We start from the raw sequence: 19,852 nt of genomic DNA on the forward strand, positions 1-19,852 counted from the left end.
TCCTTTCGCGGATGCGGATGCGGATGCGGATGCGGATGCGGTGCGGAGGCGGAGGGGGATGGGTGGTGTGCGCGCCGTGCGGGGTGGCGGGGTCACCGCTCCCCTGGGGTGGGGTCGAGAAGGAGTACGGAGGGGACGGTCCGGGCGAAGCCCAGCCGCAACAGGGAGTAGCCGATGCCGGACAGTCCGGTGAGGAGCCCGGGAGAGGGCACCGCGTCCGGGGTGGCGCAGCGCGGTCCGTACCGGTCCAGCGCGCCGAGCACCAGCCCGGCCCGGTGGGTGAGCCGGTCGGCGGCGCCGGGGAGTCCGTGCGCGGCGGCGGCGGCCAGGGTCTCCAGCGTGCCGAGTTCCCCGTGACACAGGCTGAGATCGCTCGACAGCGGGCGGTCCGCGCCGAGTCGAGACCAGAGGGCGTCGGGTGCGGGCGCGGTCGTCGCGCGGGTCCGCATCGGCCCGGTGCCGGTCACCGTGGCCAGGAGGGTGCCGGAGAGCCCCGAGCACCAGCCGAGGTCCGTGTCCGGGCCGGTGCCGACCGGTGCCGGGCCGAGCAGGGTCCGCCCGGCGGCGGCGTACGCGCCCTCCGGCGAGGCAGCGGCCGCCTCGTGGCGGCACAGCGCCCAGCCCGCCCCGGCCCGCCCCCGCAGGAACCCGTCCGGGAGGGCCCCGGCCGCCGGGAGCAGCCGGTCGGCGAACTCCGCGGCGAGCGTGGCGGCCTGAGGCAGCCCGGACTCCCGGTGCACCGCGAGGAGCGCCGCCAGTCCTCCGGCGAGCCCGGTGGCGACGTCCGCCGGGGGACCGGCCGGGTCGCCCGGACGGGCCGAGGCGGCCAGCGCCCGCAGCGCGAGCGGCAGACAGTCGCGGAGTTGGTCGTCGCCGAGGAGGGTGGTCAGCCGGGCGAGCGCGTAACAGAGCCCGCCCAGGCCGTGGAATCCGCCGGGCCCGACCGCACGGCTCAGCTCCGGGTCGGCGGCGAGCGCGCTGACCAGCCGCGGCAGCGGCCGTACCGCCCGCGACGCCAGGTCCGTGTAGCGGCCGACCTCGGTCAGACGGCCCAACTGGGCGAGGAACAGCGCCACCCCGGTGTAGCCGTCGGCGAGACCGGCCCCCATCGGGGTCACCGCCCAGTGCCTGCCGTCGACCAGCTCCAGACCGATCCAGTTGGCCCGGGTGCGGTCGTGGACCGCGCGTCCCACGATTTTGTCGGCGATGCCGCAGGCCGCCGCCAGCAGGCGCCGCGGCTCCGGCACCGAGGCGGGCGCGGTGGGCAGCCCCGCGGCGTCGGCGCGGTGCGTGGCGCGGCGGGCCCGGCGGGTGGACAGCGCAGCGGAGATCAGCCATTCCTGGTCGTGGCGGTCCACCTCGCCCAGCGCGGAGATCTTCTCCTCGGCGGCGATCAGCGCGGGCGCGGCCAGCAGGTCCGGCAGCCGTACCCCACGGGACGACCAGACGTCGGCGCCTCCGGGCCGGTGGAAGAAGACCGGGACGTCACCGTCCCAGAGATCCGCGATCTCGTGCTCGACCAGCATCCGCCGCACCGGGTCGCCCGCGGACTCGGCGTACAGCAGGGAGAACAGCACGTCCCGGTCGACGGCGTCGCCGAGCACGTCGGGGTGGGCCGACTCGTCCAGGAGCGTCGCGTACAGCCGGGTCGCCCGGCCCACGAAGCGGGCCGGCACGGCGCCGAAGGCGGCCGGCGGACCGTCCGGCGCGAGAAGCTCTCCGCGGTGCGCGACCAAGGCGTCGTAGCCCGCCCGGAAACCGGTCAGCAGCGCCGCCTCGTACGCCCCCGGGTCGGCCTCCCGGCCGTCCAGCGACGGACGGTTGGGACTGCCGGCGGACGGGACCGGGCGGCGCACCAGGTGCATCGTGTCGGTGCCGGCGTCCGCCCAGTCGACGGCATCGCAGGGCGACAGGGCGGCCTGACCACCGCCGACCGCCGAGATGTCCAGCGCCCCGTGCTCGTCGATGAGCAGCTGGGGGAGCAGACAGGTACGGTGCACGGAGGAGGAGAGGGCCAGCGCGGCCGGATCGGGGCCCGCCGTGGCGGCCACCGGCACCGAGGGGTGCAGCAGCGTCTCCACGTCGACCAGGACCGGCTGGTCCCCGCAGGCCACCAGGTTCTCGTGGTGCATGTCCGCGCCGTCCACCGCGTACAGCAGCGCCAGGAGCGCGCCCTGCCGCCGGTAGAACCGGTCGACCTCAGCGACCGACCGGCAGGGCCGGTGGCCGACGAACTCCAGCCAGCCGTAGCCGTCGCGGCGCACGACCGTCACCGTACGCAGGTCGAGGCCGGGCAGCCGGTCGTCGAGCCAGGCCACGAGCCGGTCGAAGCAGGCGTGCTGGCCGAGCGGGCGAGGTTTGTACACCACCGTGCGGCCGTCGGTGAAGCGGAGCAGCGCCACCGCCCGGCCCTGCTGATGGGTGTCCCCGTGACCGAGGTCCACACCGGTCAGCGCACCGGGGTCGATGCCGCCGAGGAGCTCCTTCACGAGGGTGGCCCGGTCGGTGACGAAGCGTTCGAGCAGTTCGGCGACGGCGGCGGTGGCGTGCACGCACTCGGTGCCCAGCAGCCGCGCCAGCACCGGATACGTGTCGAACAGCCCGGCCAAGGGGCCGCGCGTGCCGAGGTCCGCCGCGAAGCGGGCGAAGCGCCGCTCGGGCGTGGCCCCGTCCAGCCGTCCCTCGGCGCGGGCGCGGTTCAGTTCCAGGACGAGGGTGCGCGCCGCCGGGCCCACCAGCCGGTGGCCGAGCTGCCGCTCGAACCGCGCCCGTACGGAGTCCGGATCGACCTGGTCGGCCAGGCCCGGCAGGGCCCGCAGCCGCTCGGCCAGCGTACGGCCGGCCGCCCGCGTCAGGGGAGCCAGCGCACCGGCGAACGCCCGCCGCCACGCGTCGTGCCCCAGCCCCGTGTCCGGTTCGGGAGCCACGGCCGCGTGCGGCGCGTGGTGCCCGGCTCCGTCCGGTGCGTGGGCCGTGGGCGTGTGGCGCCCGGCCGCGTCCGGGCCGTACCCCACGCCCGGATCCGGACGGGGCGGTGCGGAGGCCACGGCACGCTCCACGAACTCCGCCCACACAGGTTGCTCCGCCCGGGCGGCCAGCCGTGCCGCCGGCTCCGCCGCCAGCGCGGCGACCGTCGGCACATCGACGCCGAGCGCGGCCAGCCGCGCCCGGAACGCCTCGTCCTGGCCCAGGGCCGTCACCCGGTCCGCCAGCCGCGCCGCCGCCGGACCGAAGGGGTCGGCGGCGGGAGCGCCGGGTGCCGCGAGCCGCTCCCGCAGATGGAGGGCGGGAGCCCACCAGTGCGGGGCCAGACCCGTCGTGGTCTCCTGTGAGGAGGGTGTGATGGTCACGTGGACAACGGTGGCAGGGAGCACCCCGGCTCCACATGGGGGCAACGCCCCCATGTTTTGCCCCGTGTCCCCGCCCACCCGCGCGGACCCGTCGCATCCGGCGCGACACCCGGCCCCCCGCCCGGCTCACCGGCCCGCGCGCGCCGCGAGCCCGCGCCCCTCGCACCCCGACGGCCACCCTCGACACCCGTACCGCCCCGGGAACACGCCCGGCACCCCCGAGCGGACCGCCGCCCGAATCTGGGGGCGGCCGACCCATGTGGTGCGCACCGAACCGTTCCGACCATGGGTGACGTCAGGACCGACCAGGGGAGGGGACCATGACCACAGCCATCGTCACGGACCAGTTCGGCGGGCTGCTGCGCGCCCACCGCAGACGCATCGGCATGACCCAGCAGCAGATGGCCGATCTGGCCACACTCAGCGTCCGGGCGATACGGGACCTGGAGAGCGGCCGCGCCCGCCGGCCCCGGCAGGAGACGGTCCGGCTGCTCGCCGACGTCCTGCGGCTCACCGGCACGTCCCGCGACGCGTTCCACGACGTGGCGCGCAGCCACCTCCCGTCCGACGGCTCCGGCGCCGCCGCACCCGTGGCCGGCCCGCCGCCCGTGCTGCTCGGCACGACCGTCGGGCGGGAGCACGAGGTCCACTCCCTCATCGAGTCGCTGACGGTGGACCGGCAGAGACTGGTGAGCGTCGTCGGGCTGGGCGGAGTCGGCAAGACCCGCCTGGTACGGGAGGCGGCGGGGGTCCTGCGTGACGGCCACGGCTGGGACGTGCTCTGGGTCCCGGCCGCGGGCCTCGCGCCCGACCTTCGGGAACTGCGCCGCCTCGAACCGGCCGTGACCGACACCGGCGGCGGTCACGGCCACGACGTCCTGCTGGTCCTGGACGGTCTCGGGCACAGAGCCGAGGGACCCCTGGCCCACCACCTCCTCGAACGCCGCCCCGGCCTGCGCATCGTCCTCACCGCGCCCACTCCGTCCTGCCTGACCGGTGAACAGGTCATGCCGGTCGCCCCGCTGCCCGTGCCCGGGCGCGCACTCGACCACGATGCCGCCGCGCTCGCCGGGTTCTCCGCCGTCCGGCTGTTCCTGTCGCATCTGCGACGGCTGCGTCCGCACGCCCCGCGCCCCGCCGCGACCGCCGCCGTCGCCGAGTTGTGCCGCACGCTCGACGGCGTCCCCGGCGCCCTGGAGACCACGGCCGCCTGGGGACTGGTGCACTCCCCGGAAGAGCTGCTGCGCTCCCTCGTTCGGGACCCCGAGCGCTTTTCGGCGCCTCCCGCCGCCTGGGGTCCCGCATCCGCGAGTGGCTCCCAGGCCGTCCGGCGCGGCCTCGCCGTACTGGAACCGCCGCTGCGGGAGCGGCTGACCGCGCTGACCGCGCTGCCCGGAAGCTGGACGCTGGAGGAGGCGGCACTGCTCGCCGGAGCCTCCCTCGCCGACACCGTGTACGGCCTGCTGGTCCACGGCCTGGTCCGCACCGCCGACGAGGACGGCCCGGACCGCTTCCGCGTCCTGAACCGGGTCCGGTCGGCCCTCGGGGGCCACCCCGCCCAACTCCCCACCGGGCACGGGATGCGGACGGAATACGACCCGGCACCCGGAACTGTCCGCGCGGTGGCCTGACGCGTCCACGGCCCCAGCCGATTCTGCCGGACACCTGCCGCCCGTTCTTCCGCCCACGCCCCGGGGCGCCTCCTAGGTTGAACGCACGCCCCGACCGGACCATCTGGCCGCTTCGCCACACGTCCCGTACGCGAGACCTCGCAAACAACGCGAGAAACACGTCAGGAACAGCGCGGGAAGCCACACCGGGAAAACGCCGTGAAAGTGCCGGGAAAACGCCGTGGAAACGGCGGGCAGGCGCCGGACGTCGTCTCCCGGCGCACCACGCCGGGAGACGACCGGGAAACGCGGGCGAAAAGACGTCATCCGTCATGTCGAGCGAAGGCAGGCTATGGAAGTGGGCACCCCGGTCATCCCGGTACAGACCCCGAGTGCGGAGACACGGCCGGACTCCCAACTCACGGTGGTCGTCTCCAGCGTCGCGTCGGACGCGCACACCTGGAACCTCGTGTTCCTGCAGCTGCTGCTGGAGGAGCTGGGGCACCGGGTCGCGAACCTCGGGGCGTGCGTGCCCGACGAGCTCCTGGTCCAGCAATGCCGGCGCCACCGCCCCGACCTGGTGGTGATCAGCAGCGTCAACGGTCATGGCGCCAACGACGGACGGCGGGTCGTCCGTGAACTGCGCGGCCATCCCGAGACCGCCGCCATCCCGGTCGTGATCGGCGGCAAGCTCGGCATCGGCGGCGCCGGCAGCACCGAACACGCCGGCCTCCTCGAAGCCGGTTTCGACGCCGTCTTCGAGGACGGCACGGGCCTGGCGTCGTTCGGGTCCTTCCTGAGATCCGTCCCGGCGGGCGTGACGACATGACCCTCGCCGAGCTCCCGGCCACCACGGGCCGGCCGTCGTCCCCGGCGTCGTTCGGAGCCTTCGTCTCCGCCGCGCGGCACGCCGGCCGCCTGGTGGTCCAGCCCCGTATGGGCATGAGCGACCCGCGTGCCATGCGGGCCGGTCTCGCCGCCACCAGGGCCGCCGACGCCACCACCGTCGGCACCGTCACCCTGGACAGCTACACCCGCGTGGGAGACCAGGCCGCCGCCCGCCGCGCCCTCGCCGACGGCGTACCGCTCAACGGCTACCCCCTCGTCACCCACGGCACCGCCGTCACCCGCTCGGTCCTCGACGGCATCCAGGACCACGCCTTCCCCGTGCAGGTGCGCCACGGCTCCGCCGCCCCCCAGGACATCGTCGCCGCACTGGTCCTCGCCGGGCTCGACGCCACCGAGGGCGGACCCGTCTCCTACTGCCTGCCCTACGGCCGTACCCCGCTGACCGCCTCCGTCGAGAACTGGGCACGCAGCTGCGACCTCCTCGCCCGCACCCGCGACCTCGGGGCCGAACCCCACCTGGAGACCTTCGGCGGCTGCATGATGGGCCAGTTGTGCCCGCCGAGCCTGCTCGTGGCGCTCAGCGTGCTGGAAGCCCTGTTCTTCGCCCAGCACGGACTGCGCAGCGTCTCCCTCAGCTACGCCCAGCAGACCGACCCCGGTCAGGACGAGGAGGCCCTGCACGCCCTGCGGCGACTCGCGGAGCGGCTCCTGCCCGACCTCGACTGGCACATCGTCGTCTACACCTACATGGGCGTGTACCCGCGCACCCCCGACGGCGCCCGGCTCCTCCTCGAGGAGTCGGCCCGGCTCGCGGTCCGGACCGGCGCGGCCCGCCTCATCGTGAAGACCGTCGCCGAGGCCCACCGCATCCCGACCGTGCGGGAGAACGTGGCGGCCCTGGAAGCCGCTGCGCGCGCCGCCGAGACCGAGACGGCCCGCGCGCTGCCGACGGCCGCGCTGCCGACGGCCGCGGGGCCGACGGCCGGACCCGCCGGACAGACGCCGGCGTCGGCATTCCGACGCGCCGCCGGACCGGTCCCCGACACCGGTATCCACGCCGAGGCGTCCGCTCTCGTCCAGGCGGTCCTGGAGATCTCGCCCGACCTCGGCCGGGCCCTGCCGCGGGCCTTCGCACGCGGCTACCTGGACGTCCCGTACTGCCTCCATCCCGACAACGCCCAGCGGACGCGCAGTTACCTCGACACCGACGGACGGCTGCGCTGGTCCGCCATCGGCGCCATGCCGCTCGGCGGCATCGCCGAACTCGCCCACGCGCCACGCCTGACCTCCAGCGGTCTCCTCACCGCCCTCAGCCATGTGGAACGGCGCTTCGACGCCGCGGCCCTCGACCCCTCGCCCGCCCACCGGCCCCTCGACGACGGGCACCGCCCGCCGGCCCGCGCGGCCCTCCCCGAAGAAGGACGGTAGACACCCCATGCCGCACACCACGGACCCGACGGCCGGCCCCGCCGTCACGGACCGCCTGCCCGAGGCCCCCGCACGGCACCTGACCGATCCGACGACGCGCGCCGTCGTACGGCTCCAGAACGGCATGCTGACGGCTGCCCGCGCCTTTCTGCGCGCGCAGGGGTTCACCGAGATGCTGCCGCCGATGATCGGTCCCGTCACCGACCCCGGTGTACGCGGCTCCAAGCAGGTCGACGTCGACTACTACGGCCACCGCTACAAGCTCATGACGAGCGCCATCCTGTACAAGCAGGCCTCCCTGCTCGCCTTCGACAGGATCTTCTGCATCGCGCCCTGCGTCCGTCTGGAACCCCTGGAGACCGCGAACACCAGCCGCCATCTCGCCGAGTTCCACCAGATCGACGTGGAGGTCGCGGGCGCCTCCCGCGAACAGATCACCCGGCTCGGCGAGGACCTCGTACGGCACGTCGTGCGTGAGGTCATCGAGCACCACTCCGAGGAGTTCGAGCGGCTCGGCCGCGACACCGGCGCCTTCGCCGAACTGCTGGGAGAGCCCTTCGGCCACCGCACGCACGCCGAGGCCGTCGCCGAACTGCGCGACATGGGCCACGACCAGAGCGCCGACGCCGAGATCGACTGGCAGGGGGAGGCCCTGCTGTCCGCCAAGTCCGGCGGCCCCTTCTTCGTCACCGACTACCCCAAGGGCTCCCGGGGCTTCTACGACCGCGAGAGTCGCGTCGAGCCGGGCACCCTGCGCAACTTCGACATCATCGCGCCCGAAGGCTACGGCGAACTGTGCAGCGGCAGTGAGCGGGAGTTCGAGTACGCCCGGATCGTCGCCCGGATGCGGGAGACCGGCGAGAACCCCGCCAAGTACGGCTGGTATCTGCAGATGGTCCGCGACGGCATACCGGACAGCGCCGGTTTCGGCATCGGCCTGGAACGCTTCACCCGCTACCTCGCGGGACTGGACGCCGTATGGCAGGCCAGCGCCTACCCGAAGGTCCCGGGCGTGGTCGCCCCGTGAACCCGCGACCCACCGGGGGGACCTCCGACGGCTCCGGTCTCCGGGCCGACGGCTTCCCCGACGACGCCGTACGCGACCGGGCCCGCCGCGGCACCGCCGCCCTCTTCCCGCACGGGGAAACGTACGGACGGACCCTGTTCGGCGCCACGCCGAGGCCCGCGTCCGCCGCCCCGGGCGCCGACCTCCTGGACGAGCTCCGCCTGGTGCCGCCCGTCTTCATGCCGCAGCGCCTGGAGAAACTCATCGACCTCGCCCGCGAGCCGATGCACCACGACGTGGACCTCGCCACCGCCGTCGGTGCCCTCCACTCCCCGCTGCCCGCCTACCTCTCCGCCTTCGGGTCCACCCAGGTGGCCAGTGCCGACCTCGGCACGGCCGCCAGCCGCCAGGCCGGACGGCTCGGCATCCCCATGGTGATCGGCGAGAACGTCGTCCCCGTCAACGGCTACGGGCGGCTCGCCACCCCGCCGTCCCAGGACACCGAGCGGTCCCTGCTCGGCCGCATCCGCGCCTACCTCGACGAGGTCCCCGACGGCACCGGCGGCGTCGCCGTGCAGCAGAGCACCGAGGACGCCGACGCCGAGGTGTGGAACCTCGTCTACAGCGACCCCTCCGCCCGACCGCTGCTGGAGACGGGGCGGCTCGCCTTCGAACTGAAGGTGGGTCAGGGAGCCAAGCCGGGGCTCGGCGGCATGACCGTCCTGGACCGCGCCGCCGCCGACCGCGTCGCCGACCAGTACACCGTCGACGACGTCCTCGGCGGCGACGGACGGATCCTGCGCTGCGGCAGTCCCGGCACCTTCACCGAGGAGATCCTGCGCCAGCAGATCCGCCTGATGCGCAACAACTTCCCGCGCGTCCGGGTGTGGGTGAAGCTCCACCCCGGGCGGGACGTCGGGGAGGCCGCCGCCGTCGCCTGGGCGGCCGGCGCCGACGCGGTCACCGTCGACGGCGCGGAGGGCGGCACCGGCTGGGCCCCGCTGGGCTTCCTCGGCGGGGTCGGACTGCCGCTGGGCGAATGCCTGCGCCGCGTCGGCCGCCCCGCCGCCGGGCTGCTGGCGTCCGGCCGGATGTGGGAGGGCACCCGCGCCGCCAAGGCACTCGCCCTCGGAGCCACCGCCGTCGGACTCGGACGGGCGGCACTCCTCGCGGTCGAAGAGGACCCCGAGCGGGGCCTCGTCCGTCTCGTGGAGGCCCTGGCCCTGGAACTGCGCCTGCTCATCAGCGCGTTGGGCAAGTACCGGGCGGACGCGCTCGGGCACGAAGACGTGTGGGCGGCCGGGACGGGGCTCCCGCACCCGGATCCTTCGCTGCACGCGCCGCTGGGTACCCAGCCATGAGCGGGGCCACGGCCACCGGGCCGGTCCCCGCCGCCACCCGGACGGAGGGCGCGGGCCTCACGGGCGGCGGCTACCTCGGCTTCGCCCTCGCCATGGGCCTGTCCGCGCTCGGCGACGCCGCCTGGTACGTGACCCTCGCCTGGTCGGTCACCGCCGACACCGGCCCCGCACGGGCGGGCGCGGTCCTCGCTCTCGCCTCCCTGCCGAGAATGGTCACCCTGCTCGGGGCGGGCGCCGTCGTCGACAGCGTCGGCCCCCGCCGGGTCATGGCCGGCGCCGACCTGGCCCGCTGCGCGGTCATGGTGCTCGCGACCGCCGGAGCCCTCGCCCTGGGCCCCGGGGTGCCGCTGCTCGTGGCGGCGGCGGCCGGGCTCGCGCTGTTCGGGGCGTTCTTCGTCCCGGCCTCCGGATCGCTGCGCGCCGGACTTCTGCCCCACCACCACCTGGTCCGTGGCAACGCGCTGTACCTGGGCGCCCTCCGCGGCGGCCAGGCGGCGGGCGGCCCGCTCGGCGGGGTGCTGATGGCCCTCGGCGGCGTCCCGCTGGTCGCGGCCGTCAACGCCGTGACGTACGCGGTGTCGGTGGTGGCCGTCCTGCGCGTACGCGTACGGGGCACGCCGGACACGGCGCCGGAGGCGAACGGACCGAAGGCCCTGCCGGAGGCGGGCGGGCGCCCTGGCGCGCCGGGTGCCGACGGCAGTTCCGCCGCGCCCGGGGCGGCGACGGGGACCGGCGGGCCCGCTGCCCTGCGGGAGACGGCGGCGGGCGGGCGCCCTGCCGTTCCGGACACCGCCCCGGCGGGCCCGAGTTCCGCGACGCCGGGGGTGCCGCCCGGGACCGCCGAGGCGGGGAGCGCGCAACAGGTTCCCGTGGGCCCGGTCGACGGCGCGGACGCCGCCGCACAGGGCGAAGGGGCCGACACGGCGGGCCGCGGCACCGTCCGCCGCCCCGGGCCGCGCGTGTCCTTGGCGGCGCGCATCGGCGAAGGGCTCCGGGCCGTGGCCGCCGAGCCGAGACTGCGGGCCGTGATCACCGTGATCGGACTGACCGAGTTCGCCGGTGCGGGACCGATCAACATCGGCGTGGCGCTGATGGCGGACCGCAACGGTTCGGCCGCTGCCGGCGCCGGCCTGCTGCTGACCGCCTTCACCGCCGGCGCCGCCGCCGGGTTCCTGCTGTCCCTGGTGTGGCCGGCCCGCCACCGTGCGGGACGCGTCATGGTCCTGGGCACCGCCGGGCAGACCGCGTGCCTGGCGGCACTGGCCTGGGCCCCGTCCATGGCCGCCGCGCTGGCCCCCTACGCCGGCCTGGGACTCGTCTCGGCCCTGGTCGGCACCGTGCTGGTGTCGTGCGTCCAGCGCTGGACCCCCGACACCGTGCGCGGCCGGGTGGTGTCCATCCAAGCGCTCCTCATCTTCGGCGCCGCCCCCCTGGGCAACCTGGTCATCGGCGTGCTCGCCGAGTGGGCCGGAATGACCTGGGCGCTGCTGCTGCACGCGCTGGTCGCGCTGACCGCCGTCGTCACGGTGGCCCTCACGCCCCTCCTGCGGGAGGCCCGCCTTGACTGACCGCCTCCCGGCCCTCGGCACGGTCGATGCCCCGACCCGGCGTCTTCCGGACATCCAGGACCGTCCCGTCGCCGAGCTGGCGCGGCTGCTGCGTTCCCGCGCGCTCACCAGCACCGACCTGGTCACCGCCTGCCTGGAACGCGTCACCGCCGTGGACCCCGTGGTCCGTGCCGTCCTCGCGATCGACGACACCGCCCGGGCACAGGCCCGCGCCGCCGACCACCGGCACGCCACGGGCCGTCCCCTGAGCCCGCTGGACGGCATCCCCGTCCTCGTCAAGGACAACATCGACACGGCCGGACTCGCCGGCACCGCCGGCTCCCGGCAGCTCGCCAGGACCCCGCCCGACCGGGACGCGGAGGTCGTCGTCCGGCTGCGCGCGGCCGGAGCCGTGATCCTCGGCAAGACGAACCTCACGGAATGGGGCAACTTCCGCTCCACACGCAGTATCGAGGGCTGGTCCGCCGTCGGCGGCCAGACCCGCAACCCGTACGACCCCACGCGCAGCCCGTGGGGCTCTTCCGCCGGTTCGGCCGCCGCCGTCGCGGCCGGGATGGCCCCGCTCGCGATCGGCACCGAGACCGACGGCTCGCTCGTCTGCCCCGCCGGCGTCTGCGGAGTGGCCGCGATCAAACCGGCCCCCGGCACCCTGCCGTCTGCCGGAGTCGTGCCGGTCTCCGCGGTGCAGGACACCATCGGGCCGCTGGCGTCGCGGCTGCGGGACGCGGCGCTGTGTCTGGCGGTCCTGACCGGCCGTCCGCTTCCCCGTGACCCCGCCCCGCCGGGGACGGTCCGGGTGGGCCTGTGGCACGTCCAGGGCATGTCACCCGACGCGCGCGAGGTCGCCGAACGCGCCGCCGAACGGCTCCGGGACGCGGGCGCGGTCGTCGTACCCGTCGCGCTCACCCTGCCCAGGGACATGCTCGTCGACGGACTCGACGCGCTCTGCGCGGAGTTCCGGCCCTCCCTCGAGCGGTATCTGAGCAGTCGGCGCGACGCCCCCGCCACCCTCGACGAGATCATTCTGGCGAACCGTCAGGACCCGGTGGAACTCGAACTCTTCGGCCAGGATCTCTTCGAGCGGTGCGCCGCGCTCACCGACGAGGACCGGGCGCTCGCCACCGACCGGCGGCGACACTCCCGGCAGCGGGCCCGGGAACTGCTCGCCGCGGCCCTGGCCGACCACGGCGTGGACGTCCTGATGGCCGCGACCAGCGGCCCGGCCTGGCGCATCGACGACGGACCCGACCCGTTCACCCGGACCAGTTCCACCCTCCCCGCCCTGGCCGGCCGGCCCAACGTCACCGTACCGGCCGGATTCGTCGGCGAACTGCCCGTCGGAATCTCGCTGTTCGGCCCGCCCGCCCTGGAGGCGTTGCTGCCTTACGCGCTGCTGGCCGAACGCTGCTGCGGCGAACGCCGCACACCGGCCGTTCTGCGCGACCTTCCCCTTCGCGCAACTGCCGCCGAGCTGCCCCGGTTGCTGCCTTTCCGGAATTCACCGCGGCGATAACTTTTCGACGTCTCCGAAGAATTACTTCAGGAACAGGAGAATTCCGATGACCACCAATCCCTTCGAGAAAGCGGACGCCGCGTACCTGGTGCTGGTCAATCACGAGAACCAGCACTCGCTGTGGCCGGCCGACATCGAGGTCCCGGAAGGCTGGCACGTCGTCCACGAAGCCGCCTCCCGGCAGGACTGCCTCGAGTACGTCGACACCCACTGGACCGACATGCGCCCGGCGAGCCTGATCGCCGAGACCGCCGCGGGCTGACCGACCGGCCCGACCACCGCACGCCACACCATGCCGGACCACCCGAACCGCCCCGACCGACCGCCCGCCGAGTGAGGGAGATGATGAAGGTGTCCATGGACTGCGTCCACCAGGTCTTCGAGGAGCAGGCGGCCCGGACCCCCGACGCCACCGCCGTGATCTTCGAGGAACGGGGCACCGCGTACGGCGAGTTGAACGTGCGGGCGAACCGGCTCGCCCGCCACCTGGTCGCGTCCGGAGTGCGGCGTGGCGACACCGTGGGGGTGCTGCTGGAGCGCGACACCGAGCTGGTGGTGGCCGTCCTGGCCGTGCTCAAGGCGGGCGCCGGATACACCCTCCTCGACCCCGGCCTCCCCGTGGAGCGCGCCCGCGCCATCGCCTCCCTGGCCGGCGTCACCCGGGTCGTCACCCTCGCCCGGTTCGCCGGTCACTGGGAGGGCACGCGGGTGCGACCGGTCCCTGTCGACGTCGAGGCGGGGGTCGTCGCTTCGCTGGAGGGTGCTGATCTGGGTCGGGTGGCGGGGCCGGAGGACGTGGCGTGTGTGATGTTCACGTCGGGTTCGACGGGTGTGCCGAAGGGTGTGGTGGCTCCGCACCGGGCTCTGACCGGGACGTTGACGGGTCAGGAGTACGTCTCGTTCGGTCCGGGTGAGGTGTGGTTGCAGTGCGCGCCGGTGTCCTGGGACGCGTTCGCGCTGGAGTTGTTCGGCGCGCTGCTGCACGGCGGTGCCTGCGTCCTCCAGCCGGGTCCGCGGCCCGAGCCGTCGGCGATCGCGCGGTTGATCGCGGCGCATGCGGTGACGACGGTGCATGTGTCGGCGAGTCTGTTCAACTTCCTGCTGGACGAGTATCCGGGGTGTTTCGCCGGGGTGCGGCAGTTGATGACGGGTGGTGAGCCGCTGTCGGTGGCGCATGTGGCCGGCGCGATGGCGGCGTATCCGGGGCTGCGGCTGGTCAACGGGTACTCGCCGGTCGAGTCGATGATCTTCACCTGCTGCCGTGTCATCACCCCGCAGGATGCCGAGAGCTCCGCCGTCCCCGTCGGCAGCGTCCTCTCCCACAAGCAGGTCTTCGTCCTCGACGAGCGGCTCCGACGGCTTCCGCCCGGCACGGAGGGCGAGCTCTACATGGCCGGTGTGGGCCTGGCCCGGGGGTATGTGGGTCAGCCGGGGCCGACGGCCGAACGCTTCGTCGCCCACCCCTACGGTGCTCCGGGCGAGCGCCTGTACCGCACCGGCGACCTGGTGCGGATGCGGCCCGACGGCGTCGTGGAGTTCATCGGCCGCGCGGACGGGCAGGTGAAGATCCGCGGCTTCCGGGTCGAGCCCGGCGAGGTCCAGGCCGTCCTGATGAAGCACCCGGGCATCCGGCAGGCCGCGGTCGTGGTCCGGGAGGACCGCCCCGGGGACAAACGACTGGTCGCCTACGCCGTCCTCGACGCGTCCGCGGCCGCGACCCCCGAGGAGCTACGGGCCCACGCGGCCGACCGGCTCCCCGAACACCTCGTCCCCTCCGCGACCGTCATCCTGGACGCCCTCCCGCTCACCCCCAACGGCAAACTCGACCGCCACGCCCTGCCCGCCCCGATGACCCGCACCCGACCGGTCGGCCGCGCCCCCGCCACGCCCGTCGAGCGAACCCTGTGCCGGCTGTTCGCCGACGTCCTCGGCATGGACGAGGTCGGCGCGGACGAGAGCTTCCTGCTGCTCGGCGGCCACTCCCTGCTCGCCGCCCGCCTGATCAGCCGCATCCGCCGTACCTTCGGCGCCGAGATCGGCGTCCGCGAGCTGTTCCGGGATCCGACCGCCGCAGGCCTGGCCCGCGCCCTCGACGGTGCCGAGCAGGCCCCGCCGGCCCTGCGCCCCGCCGGCCGGCCCGCCGAACTCCCGCTGTCCCACGCCCAGCAGCGCATCTGGTTCCTCGACCGGACCGAAGTGTCCGGCGCCCCGCGGGCGGCGGCGAGCGGCGCCACCTACAACGTCCCGCTCGCCCTCCGGCTGCACGGCGCCCTCGACACCGACGCCCTGCGCAGGGCCGTCGACGACGTGGTGGAGCGCCACGAAGCCCTGCGCACCCTCTACCCCGCCCCCGACGGGCGGCCCCGCCAGCAGGTGCTGAGACCCCAGGACGCCCGTGCGGCCTGGACCCACACCTCCCCGGGCGAGGCCCATCTCACCGAGGCACTCACCGCCGCCGCCCGGCAGGGGTTCGATCTCGGCTCCGAACTGCCCCTGCGGGCCCATCTGTTCGATGCCGGAGCAGGAGAGTACGTCCTGCTGCTGGTGGTGCATCACATCGCGTGCGACGGGTGGTCGATGGCGCCGCTGGTGCGGGACCTGGCCGTGGCGTACGGGGCCCGCGCCGAGGGGCGCGCCCCCGACCGGTCGCCGCTGCCCGTGCAGTACGCCGACTACACGCTGTGGCAGCGGGACCTGCTCGGCGACCCGGCCGACCCGGACAGTCCGCTCGCCCGGCACCTCGCGCACTGGCGACAGGCCCTGGCAGGACTCGGCGACGAGCTGACGCTCCCCACCGACCGCCCCCGCCCGCTCCAGCCGTCACACACGGGTGGCGTCGTCCCCGTGGACCTGCCGGCCGACCTGCACGGACGGCTCCTGGACCTCGCCCGCCGCAGCGACTGCACGCTGTTCATGGTGGTGCAGGCGGGTCTGGCGGCGCTGCTGACGCGCCTCGGGGCCGGCACGGACATTCCTCTGGGGACCCCGGTGGCGGGGCGTTCGGACGAGGCCCTGGACGATCTGGTCGGCTTCTTCGCGAACACGCTGGTGCTGCGGACCGACACGTCCGGTGATCCGACGTTCCGGGAGCTCGTCGCGCGGGCCCGGGAGACGGACCTGGCGGCGTACGCCCATCAGGACGTGCCGTTCGAGCGGCTCGTCGAGGAGCTGAACCCGGTCCGTTCGCCGGCCCGGCACCCGCTCTTCCAGGTGATGCTCGTCCTCCAGAACAACGCCGTCGCCACGCCGCGGCTGCCCGGCCTCGACCTCGTCGAGCAGCGCGTGCTCTCCCTCGACGTCGCCAAGTTCGACCTGACCTTCGACGTCACCGAGGGGTACGACGACACCGGTCGCCCCACCGGCATCCGCGGCTCGGCCCAGTACGCCGTCGATCTGTTCGACCGGGACAGTGCGCAGGAGCTGGTGGCGCGGCTGGTGCGGCTGCTGGAGGCGGCTGTCGCGGAGCCGGATGCCCGCATCGGTGATCTGGATGTCCTGGGGGCGGGGGAGCGGCGGTTGCTGCTCGACGAGTGGAACGCAACGGATCGCGCGTTCGCGGCCGGGGCGGGTGTGCACGAGCTGTTCGAACGGCGGGCCGGCGGGTCGGCGGAGGCGACGGCGCTGGTTCTCGGGGATGTGCGGTGGTCGTACGGGGAGCTGGAGCGGGAGGCGAACCGGCTGGCGCGGTACCTGGTCGGTCGGGGGGTGCGGCGGGGTGACACGGTCGGTGTGTTGCTGGAGCGTGAGCCGCGGCTGATCGTGGCGCTTCTGGCGGTGCTGAAGGCGGGCGCGGCGTACACGTTGCTGGATCCCGGATTCCCGGCGGAGCGGCTGCGGGATGTCGTGGCTCGCGCCGGGGTCTCGCTGGTGGTCACGGCCGGTGATCTCGGTGACGGTCCGGGGCCGGTGGCCGACCTGGTGCGGCTGGACGCGGACGCCGCCCGGATCGCGGCCTGCGACGAGTCGGCGCTGGGCAGGATCGCGGGGCCGGAGGATCCGGCGTGTGTGATGTTCACGTCGGGTTCGACGGGTGTGCCGAAGGGCGTGGTGGCTCCCCACCGGGCCATCACGGGCACCCTGACCAGCCAGGACTTCGTGTCCTTCGGGCCGGACGAGGTGTGGTTGCAGTGCGCGCCGATGTCCTGGGACGCGTTCGCGCTGGAGGTCTTCGGGCCCCTGCTCCACGGCGGCACCTGCGTCCTCCAGCCCGGCGGGAAGCCGGAGCCGGCGGTGATCGCCGAGCTCATCGCCCGTCACCGCGTCACCACGGCCTACCTGTCGGCGAGCCTGCTCAACTTCCTGCTCGACGAGTATCCGGGCTGCTTCACCGGGATGCGTCAGATCATCGGCGGCGGCGAAGCCGCGTCGCCCGCCCACGCGAGGAAGGCGTTGGCGGAGTATCCGGGGCTGCGGCTGGTCAACGGGTACGGGCCGGTCGAGGCGATGATCTTCGTCTCGACCCACCTCGTCACGGCGGCGGACGCCCGGCGCCCCTCGATCCCGATCGGCCGGCCGATCGGCAACGAGCGGATGTACGTACTCGACGAGCGGCTCCGCCCGGTCCCGGCCGGTGTCGTCGGAGACCTCTACCTCACCGGGGCCGGCCTGGCCCACGGATACCTGGGACAGCCGGGTCCGACGGCCGAGCGTTTCGTCGCCCACCCCTACGGCGCTCCCGGCGAGCGGGTCTATCGCACCGGTGACCTGGCGCGGTGGCGGGCCGACGGCGTGCTGGAGTACATCGGCCGCGCGGACGGCCAGGTGAAGATCCGCGGCTTCCGGGTCGAGCCCGGCGAGGTCCAGACCGTCCTGATGAAGCACCCGGACATCCGGCAGGCCGCGGTCGTGGTCCGGGAGGACCGCCCCGGGGACAAGCGCCTCGCGGCCTACCTGGTCGCCGAACCCGGCACCGCGCTCGATCCCGCCGACGCCCGGGCCCACGCCGTCGCCCACCTCCCCGAACACCTGCGCCCCAGCAGCCTCACCGTCCTGGACGCCCTCCCGCTCACCCCCAACGGCAAACTCGACCGCCACGCCCTGCCCGCCCCCCAGCCCACCTCGACATCCGACGGCCGCCCCCCGCGCACCGCGCGGGAGAAGCTCCTCTGCGACCTCTTCGCCGACGTCCTCGGCGTCGATCAGGTCGGCGTGCACGACAGCTTCTTCGACCTGGGCGGTCACTCCCTCCTCGCCGCTCGCCTGAGCAGCCGCGTGCGCACCGGGCTCGGCATCCACGTCGGAATCGGCGAGCTGTTCCACGCACCCACGGTGGCCGCGCTCGCCGAGCGTCTCGACAGCGCAGGCACCGACGCCGACGCGGGCACGGGCGCCGACGCCGCCCCCCGCCCGGCACTGCTGCCCGCCCGCCGGCCGGACCGCGTCCCGGTCTCCTTCGCCCAGCAGCGGCTCTGGTTCCTCGACCAGGTCGAGGAGCCCCACGCCTCCTACAACGTGCCGCTCGCCTTACGTCTGCGAGGACCGCTCGACGCCGACGCGCTGCGCCGCGCCGTCGTGGACGTCATGGCCCGCCACGAGGCCCTGCGCACGGTCTTCCCCACGACGGACGGTGAGCCCTGGCAGCGCGTCCTCGACGCGGACCCCGGCACGGGCACCGGCGCGGACACGGACCCCGCGGCCGGATCCGCCTGGCACACCGCCGGTTGCGCCGAGGAAGACCTGCCCCAGGCCCTGTACGAAGCCTCCGTCCACCGCTTCGACCTGGCCGCCGAACCCCCGCTGCGGGCCACCCTGTTGACCGTCGCCGACGACGACCACGTCCTCCTGCTCGTCTGCCACCACATCGCCGCCGACGGCTGGTCCCTCACCCCGCTGACCCGGGACCTCGCCACGGCCTACGCGGCACGCCGTGCGGGCCGCGCGCCGGACTGGCCGCCGCTGCCCGTCCAGTACGCCGACTACACCCTGTGGCAGCGCGAGCTGCTGGGGGACGAGGACGATCCGCACAGCCTGACACGCCGACAGCTGGACTTCTGGCGGGAGTCCCTCGCCGGGGCCCCCGACGAGCTGGCCCTCCCCACCGACCGGCCCCGACCCGCTGTCGCGAGCCACAGCGGCGACAGCGTGCCGCTCACGCTCGACGCCGAGCTGCACGGGCGGCTCCTCGATCTCGCCCGCCGCAGCGACTGCACGCTGTTCATGGTCCTCCAGGCGGGTCTGGCGGCGCTGCTGACGCGCCTCGGGGCCGGCACGGACATCCCGCTCGGCACCCCGGTCGCCGGGCGTTCGGACGAGGCGCTCGACGATCTGGTCGGCTTCTTCGTCAACACGCTGGTGCTGCGGACCGACACCTCGGGCGAGCCCACCTTCCGCGAGCTCCTCGCCCGCACCCGCGAGACCGACCTCGCCGCCTACGCCCATCAGGACGTGCCGTTCGAGCGGCTGGTCGAGGAGCTGAACCCGGCCCGTTCCCTCGCCCGGCACCCCCTCTTCCAGGTGATGCTCGCGCTGCGGGACGCCACGCCGGCCGTGTCTCTGCCCGGCTGCGAGGTCGGTGTGGAGCACCCCGAGCGCCACAGTGCCAAGTTCGACCTCACCTTCGTCGCCGAACAGCACCGCGACGAGGACGGCGCCCCGGCCGGCATCTCCGGCTTCCTGGAGTACGCCACCGACCTGTTCGACCGCGACACTGCCGAGGCGCTCGCCGCGCGCCTGGTCCGCCTCCTGACCGCCGCCGTGGCCGATCCGGACCGGAGCACAGGCGCGCTCGACGTGCTCGCGGCCGACGAACGCACCACGCTCCTCGACGACTGGAACGCCACCGCTGCCGGCTTCCCGCACGCGGCGTGCGCGCACGAGCTGTTCGAGGAGCAGGCGGCCCGTATTCCCGAGGCGACCGCTCTCGTCCTTGGGGACCGGAGGGTCGGTTACGGGGAGCTGAACGCGTCGGCCAACCGGTTGGCCCGTCATCTGCGTGGCCGTGGTGTGGGCCGGGGTGACGTGGTCGCCGTCCTTCTGGACCGGGGTCTGGACCTGGTCGTCGCCGTGCTGGCCGTGCTCAAGGCGGGGGCCGGATACACCCTGCTGGACGCGGAGTTCCCTGTCGAGCGGTTGTGTTCCGTGGTCGACACCGCGGGGGCCGGGGTGGTCGTGACCGCCGGTGAGCTCGCGGACGGCTGGCAGCACAGCACCGCCGTCTTCGTGCGCCTG

Annotated in this window: 10 protein-coding genes; 9 read left to right on the forward strand and 1 reads right to left on the reverse strand. The window is 74.6% G+C overall.

Annotated features, from left to right (window positions below):
- Positions 1-92: 92 nt before the first annotated feature.
- Positions 93-3,350: a type 2 lanthipeptide synthetase LanM family protein gene (locus tag ACIBBD_RS37770; RefSeq protein WP_399424400.1), complete on the reverse strand. Its 3,258-nt coding sequence runs from the start codon at positions 3,348-3,350 to the stop codon at positions 93-95.
- 320 nt (positions 3,351-3,670) lie between these two features.
- Here ACIBBD_RS37770 and ACIBBD_RS37775 point away from each other — a divergent pair, with 320 nt between their 5' ends.
- From ACIBBD_RS37775 to ACIBBD_RS37815, 9 genes are all read left to right on the forward strand, one after another.
- Entirely contained in the window at positions 3,671-4,981 is a 1,311-nt protein-coding gene (locus tag ACIBBD_RS37775) for a helix-turn-helix domain-containing protein (RefSeq protein WP_399424402.1), read from the forward strand.
- A gap of 331 nt (positions 4,982-5,312) precedes the next feature.
- The gene (locus ACIBBD_RS37780) at positions 5,313-5,789 is read left to right on the forward strand and encodes a cobalamin B12-binding domain-containing protein (protein ID WP_399424404.1); all 477 of its coding nucleotides are present in this window, start codon (positions 5,313-5,315) and stop codon (positions 5,787-5,789) included.
- Positions 5,786-7,237: a methylaspartate mutase gene (locus tag ACIBBD_RS37785; protein WP_399424405.1), complete on the forward strand. Its 1,452-nt coding sequence runs from the start codon at positions 5,786-5,788 to the stop codon at positions 7,235-7,237. The genes ACIBBD_RS37780 and ACIBBD_RS37785 overlap by 4 nt, the downstream gene beginning before the upstream one ends.
- Before the next feature lie 7 nt (positions 7,238-7,244).
- On the forward strand, positions 7,245-8,264 hold the full coding sequence (locus ACIBBD_RS37790) for an asparagine synthetase A (protein WP_399424407.1): 1,020 nt from the start codon (positions 7,245-7,247) through the stop codon (positions 8,262-8,264).
- Positions 8,261-9,604 (forward strand): glutamate synthase-related protein, encoded by a 1,344-nt coding sequence (locus ACIBBD_RS37795; RefSeq protein ID WP_399424409.1) that lies wholly within the window; start codon positions 8,261-8,263, stop codon positions 9,602-9,604. Before ACIBBD_RS37790 ends, ACIBBD_RS37795 begins: the two co-directional genes overlap by 4 nt.
- Positions 9,601-11,172, forward strand: a complete 1,572-nt coding sequence (locus ACIBBD_RS37800; RefSeq protein ID WP_399424411.1) for an MFS transporter — start codon at positions 9,601-9,603, stop codon at positions 11,170-11,172. Before ACIBBD_RS37795 ends, ACIBBD_RS37800 begins: the two co-directional genes overlap by 4 nt.
- Positions 11,165-12,685, forward strand: coding sequence for an amidase family protein (locus tag ACIBBD_RS37805; protein WP_399424412.1), 1,521 nt, complete (start codon positions 11,165-11,167; stop codon positions 12,683-12,685). The genes ACIBBD_RS37800 and ACIBBD_RS37805 overlap by 8 nt, the downstream gene beginning before the upstream one ends.
- A gap of 46 nt (positions 12,686-12,731) precedes the next feature.
- A complete protein-coding gene (locus ACIBBD_RS37810; RefSeq protein ID WP_399424414.1) occupies positions 12,732-12,947 on the forward strand; it encodes an MbtH family protein in 216 nt (71 codons plus the stop codon).
- A 95-nt stretch (positions 12,948-13,042) separates the two neighbouring features.
- On the forward strand, positions 13,043-19,852 hold a 6,810-nt coding region (locus ACIBBD_RS37815), incomplete at its 3' end, for an amino acid adenylation domain-containing protein (RefSeq protein WP_399424415.1).

Origin of the sequence: Streptomyces sp. NPDC051315 (assembly GCF_044455165.1) — a bacterium.
In the GTDB taxonomy this organism is placed as follows: Bacteria; Actinomycetota; Actinomycetes; order Streptomycetales; family Streptomycetaceae; genus Streptomyces.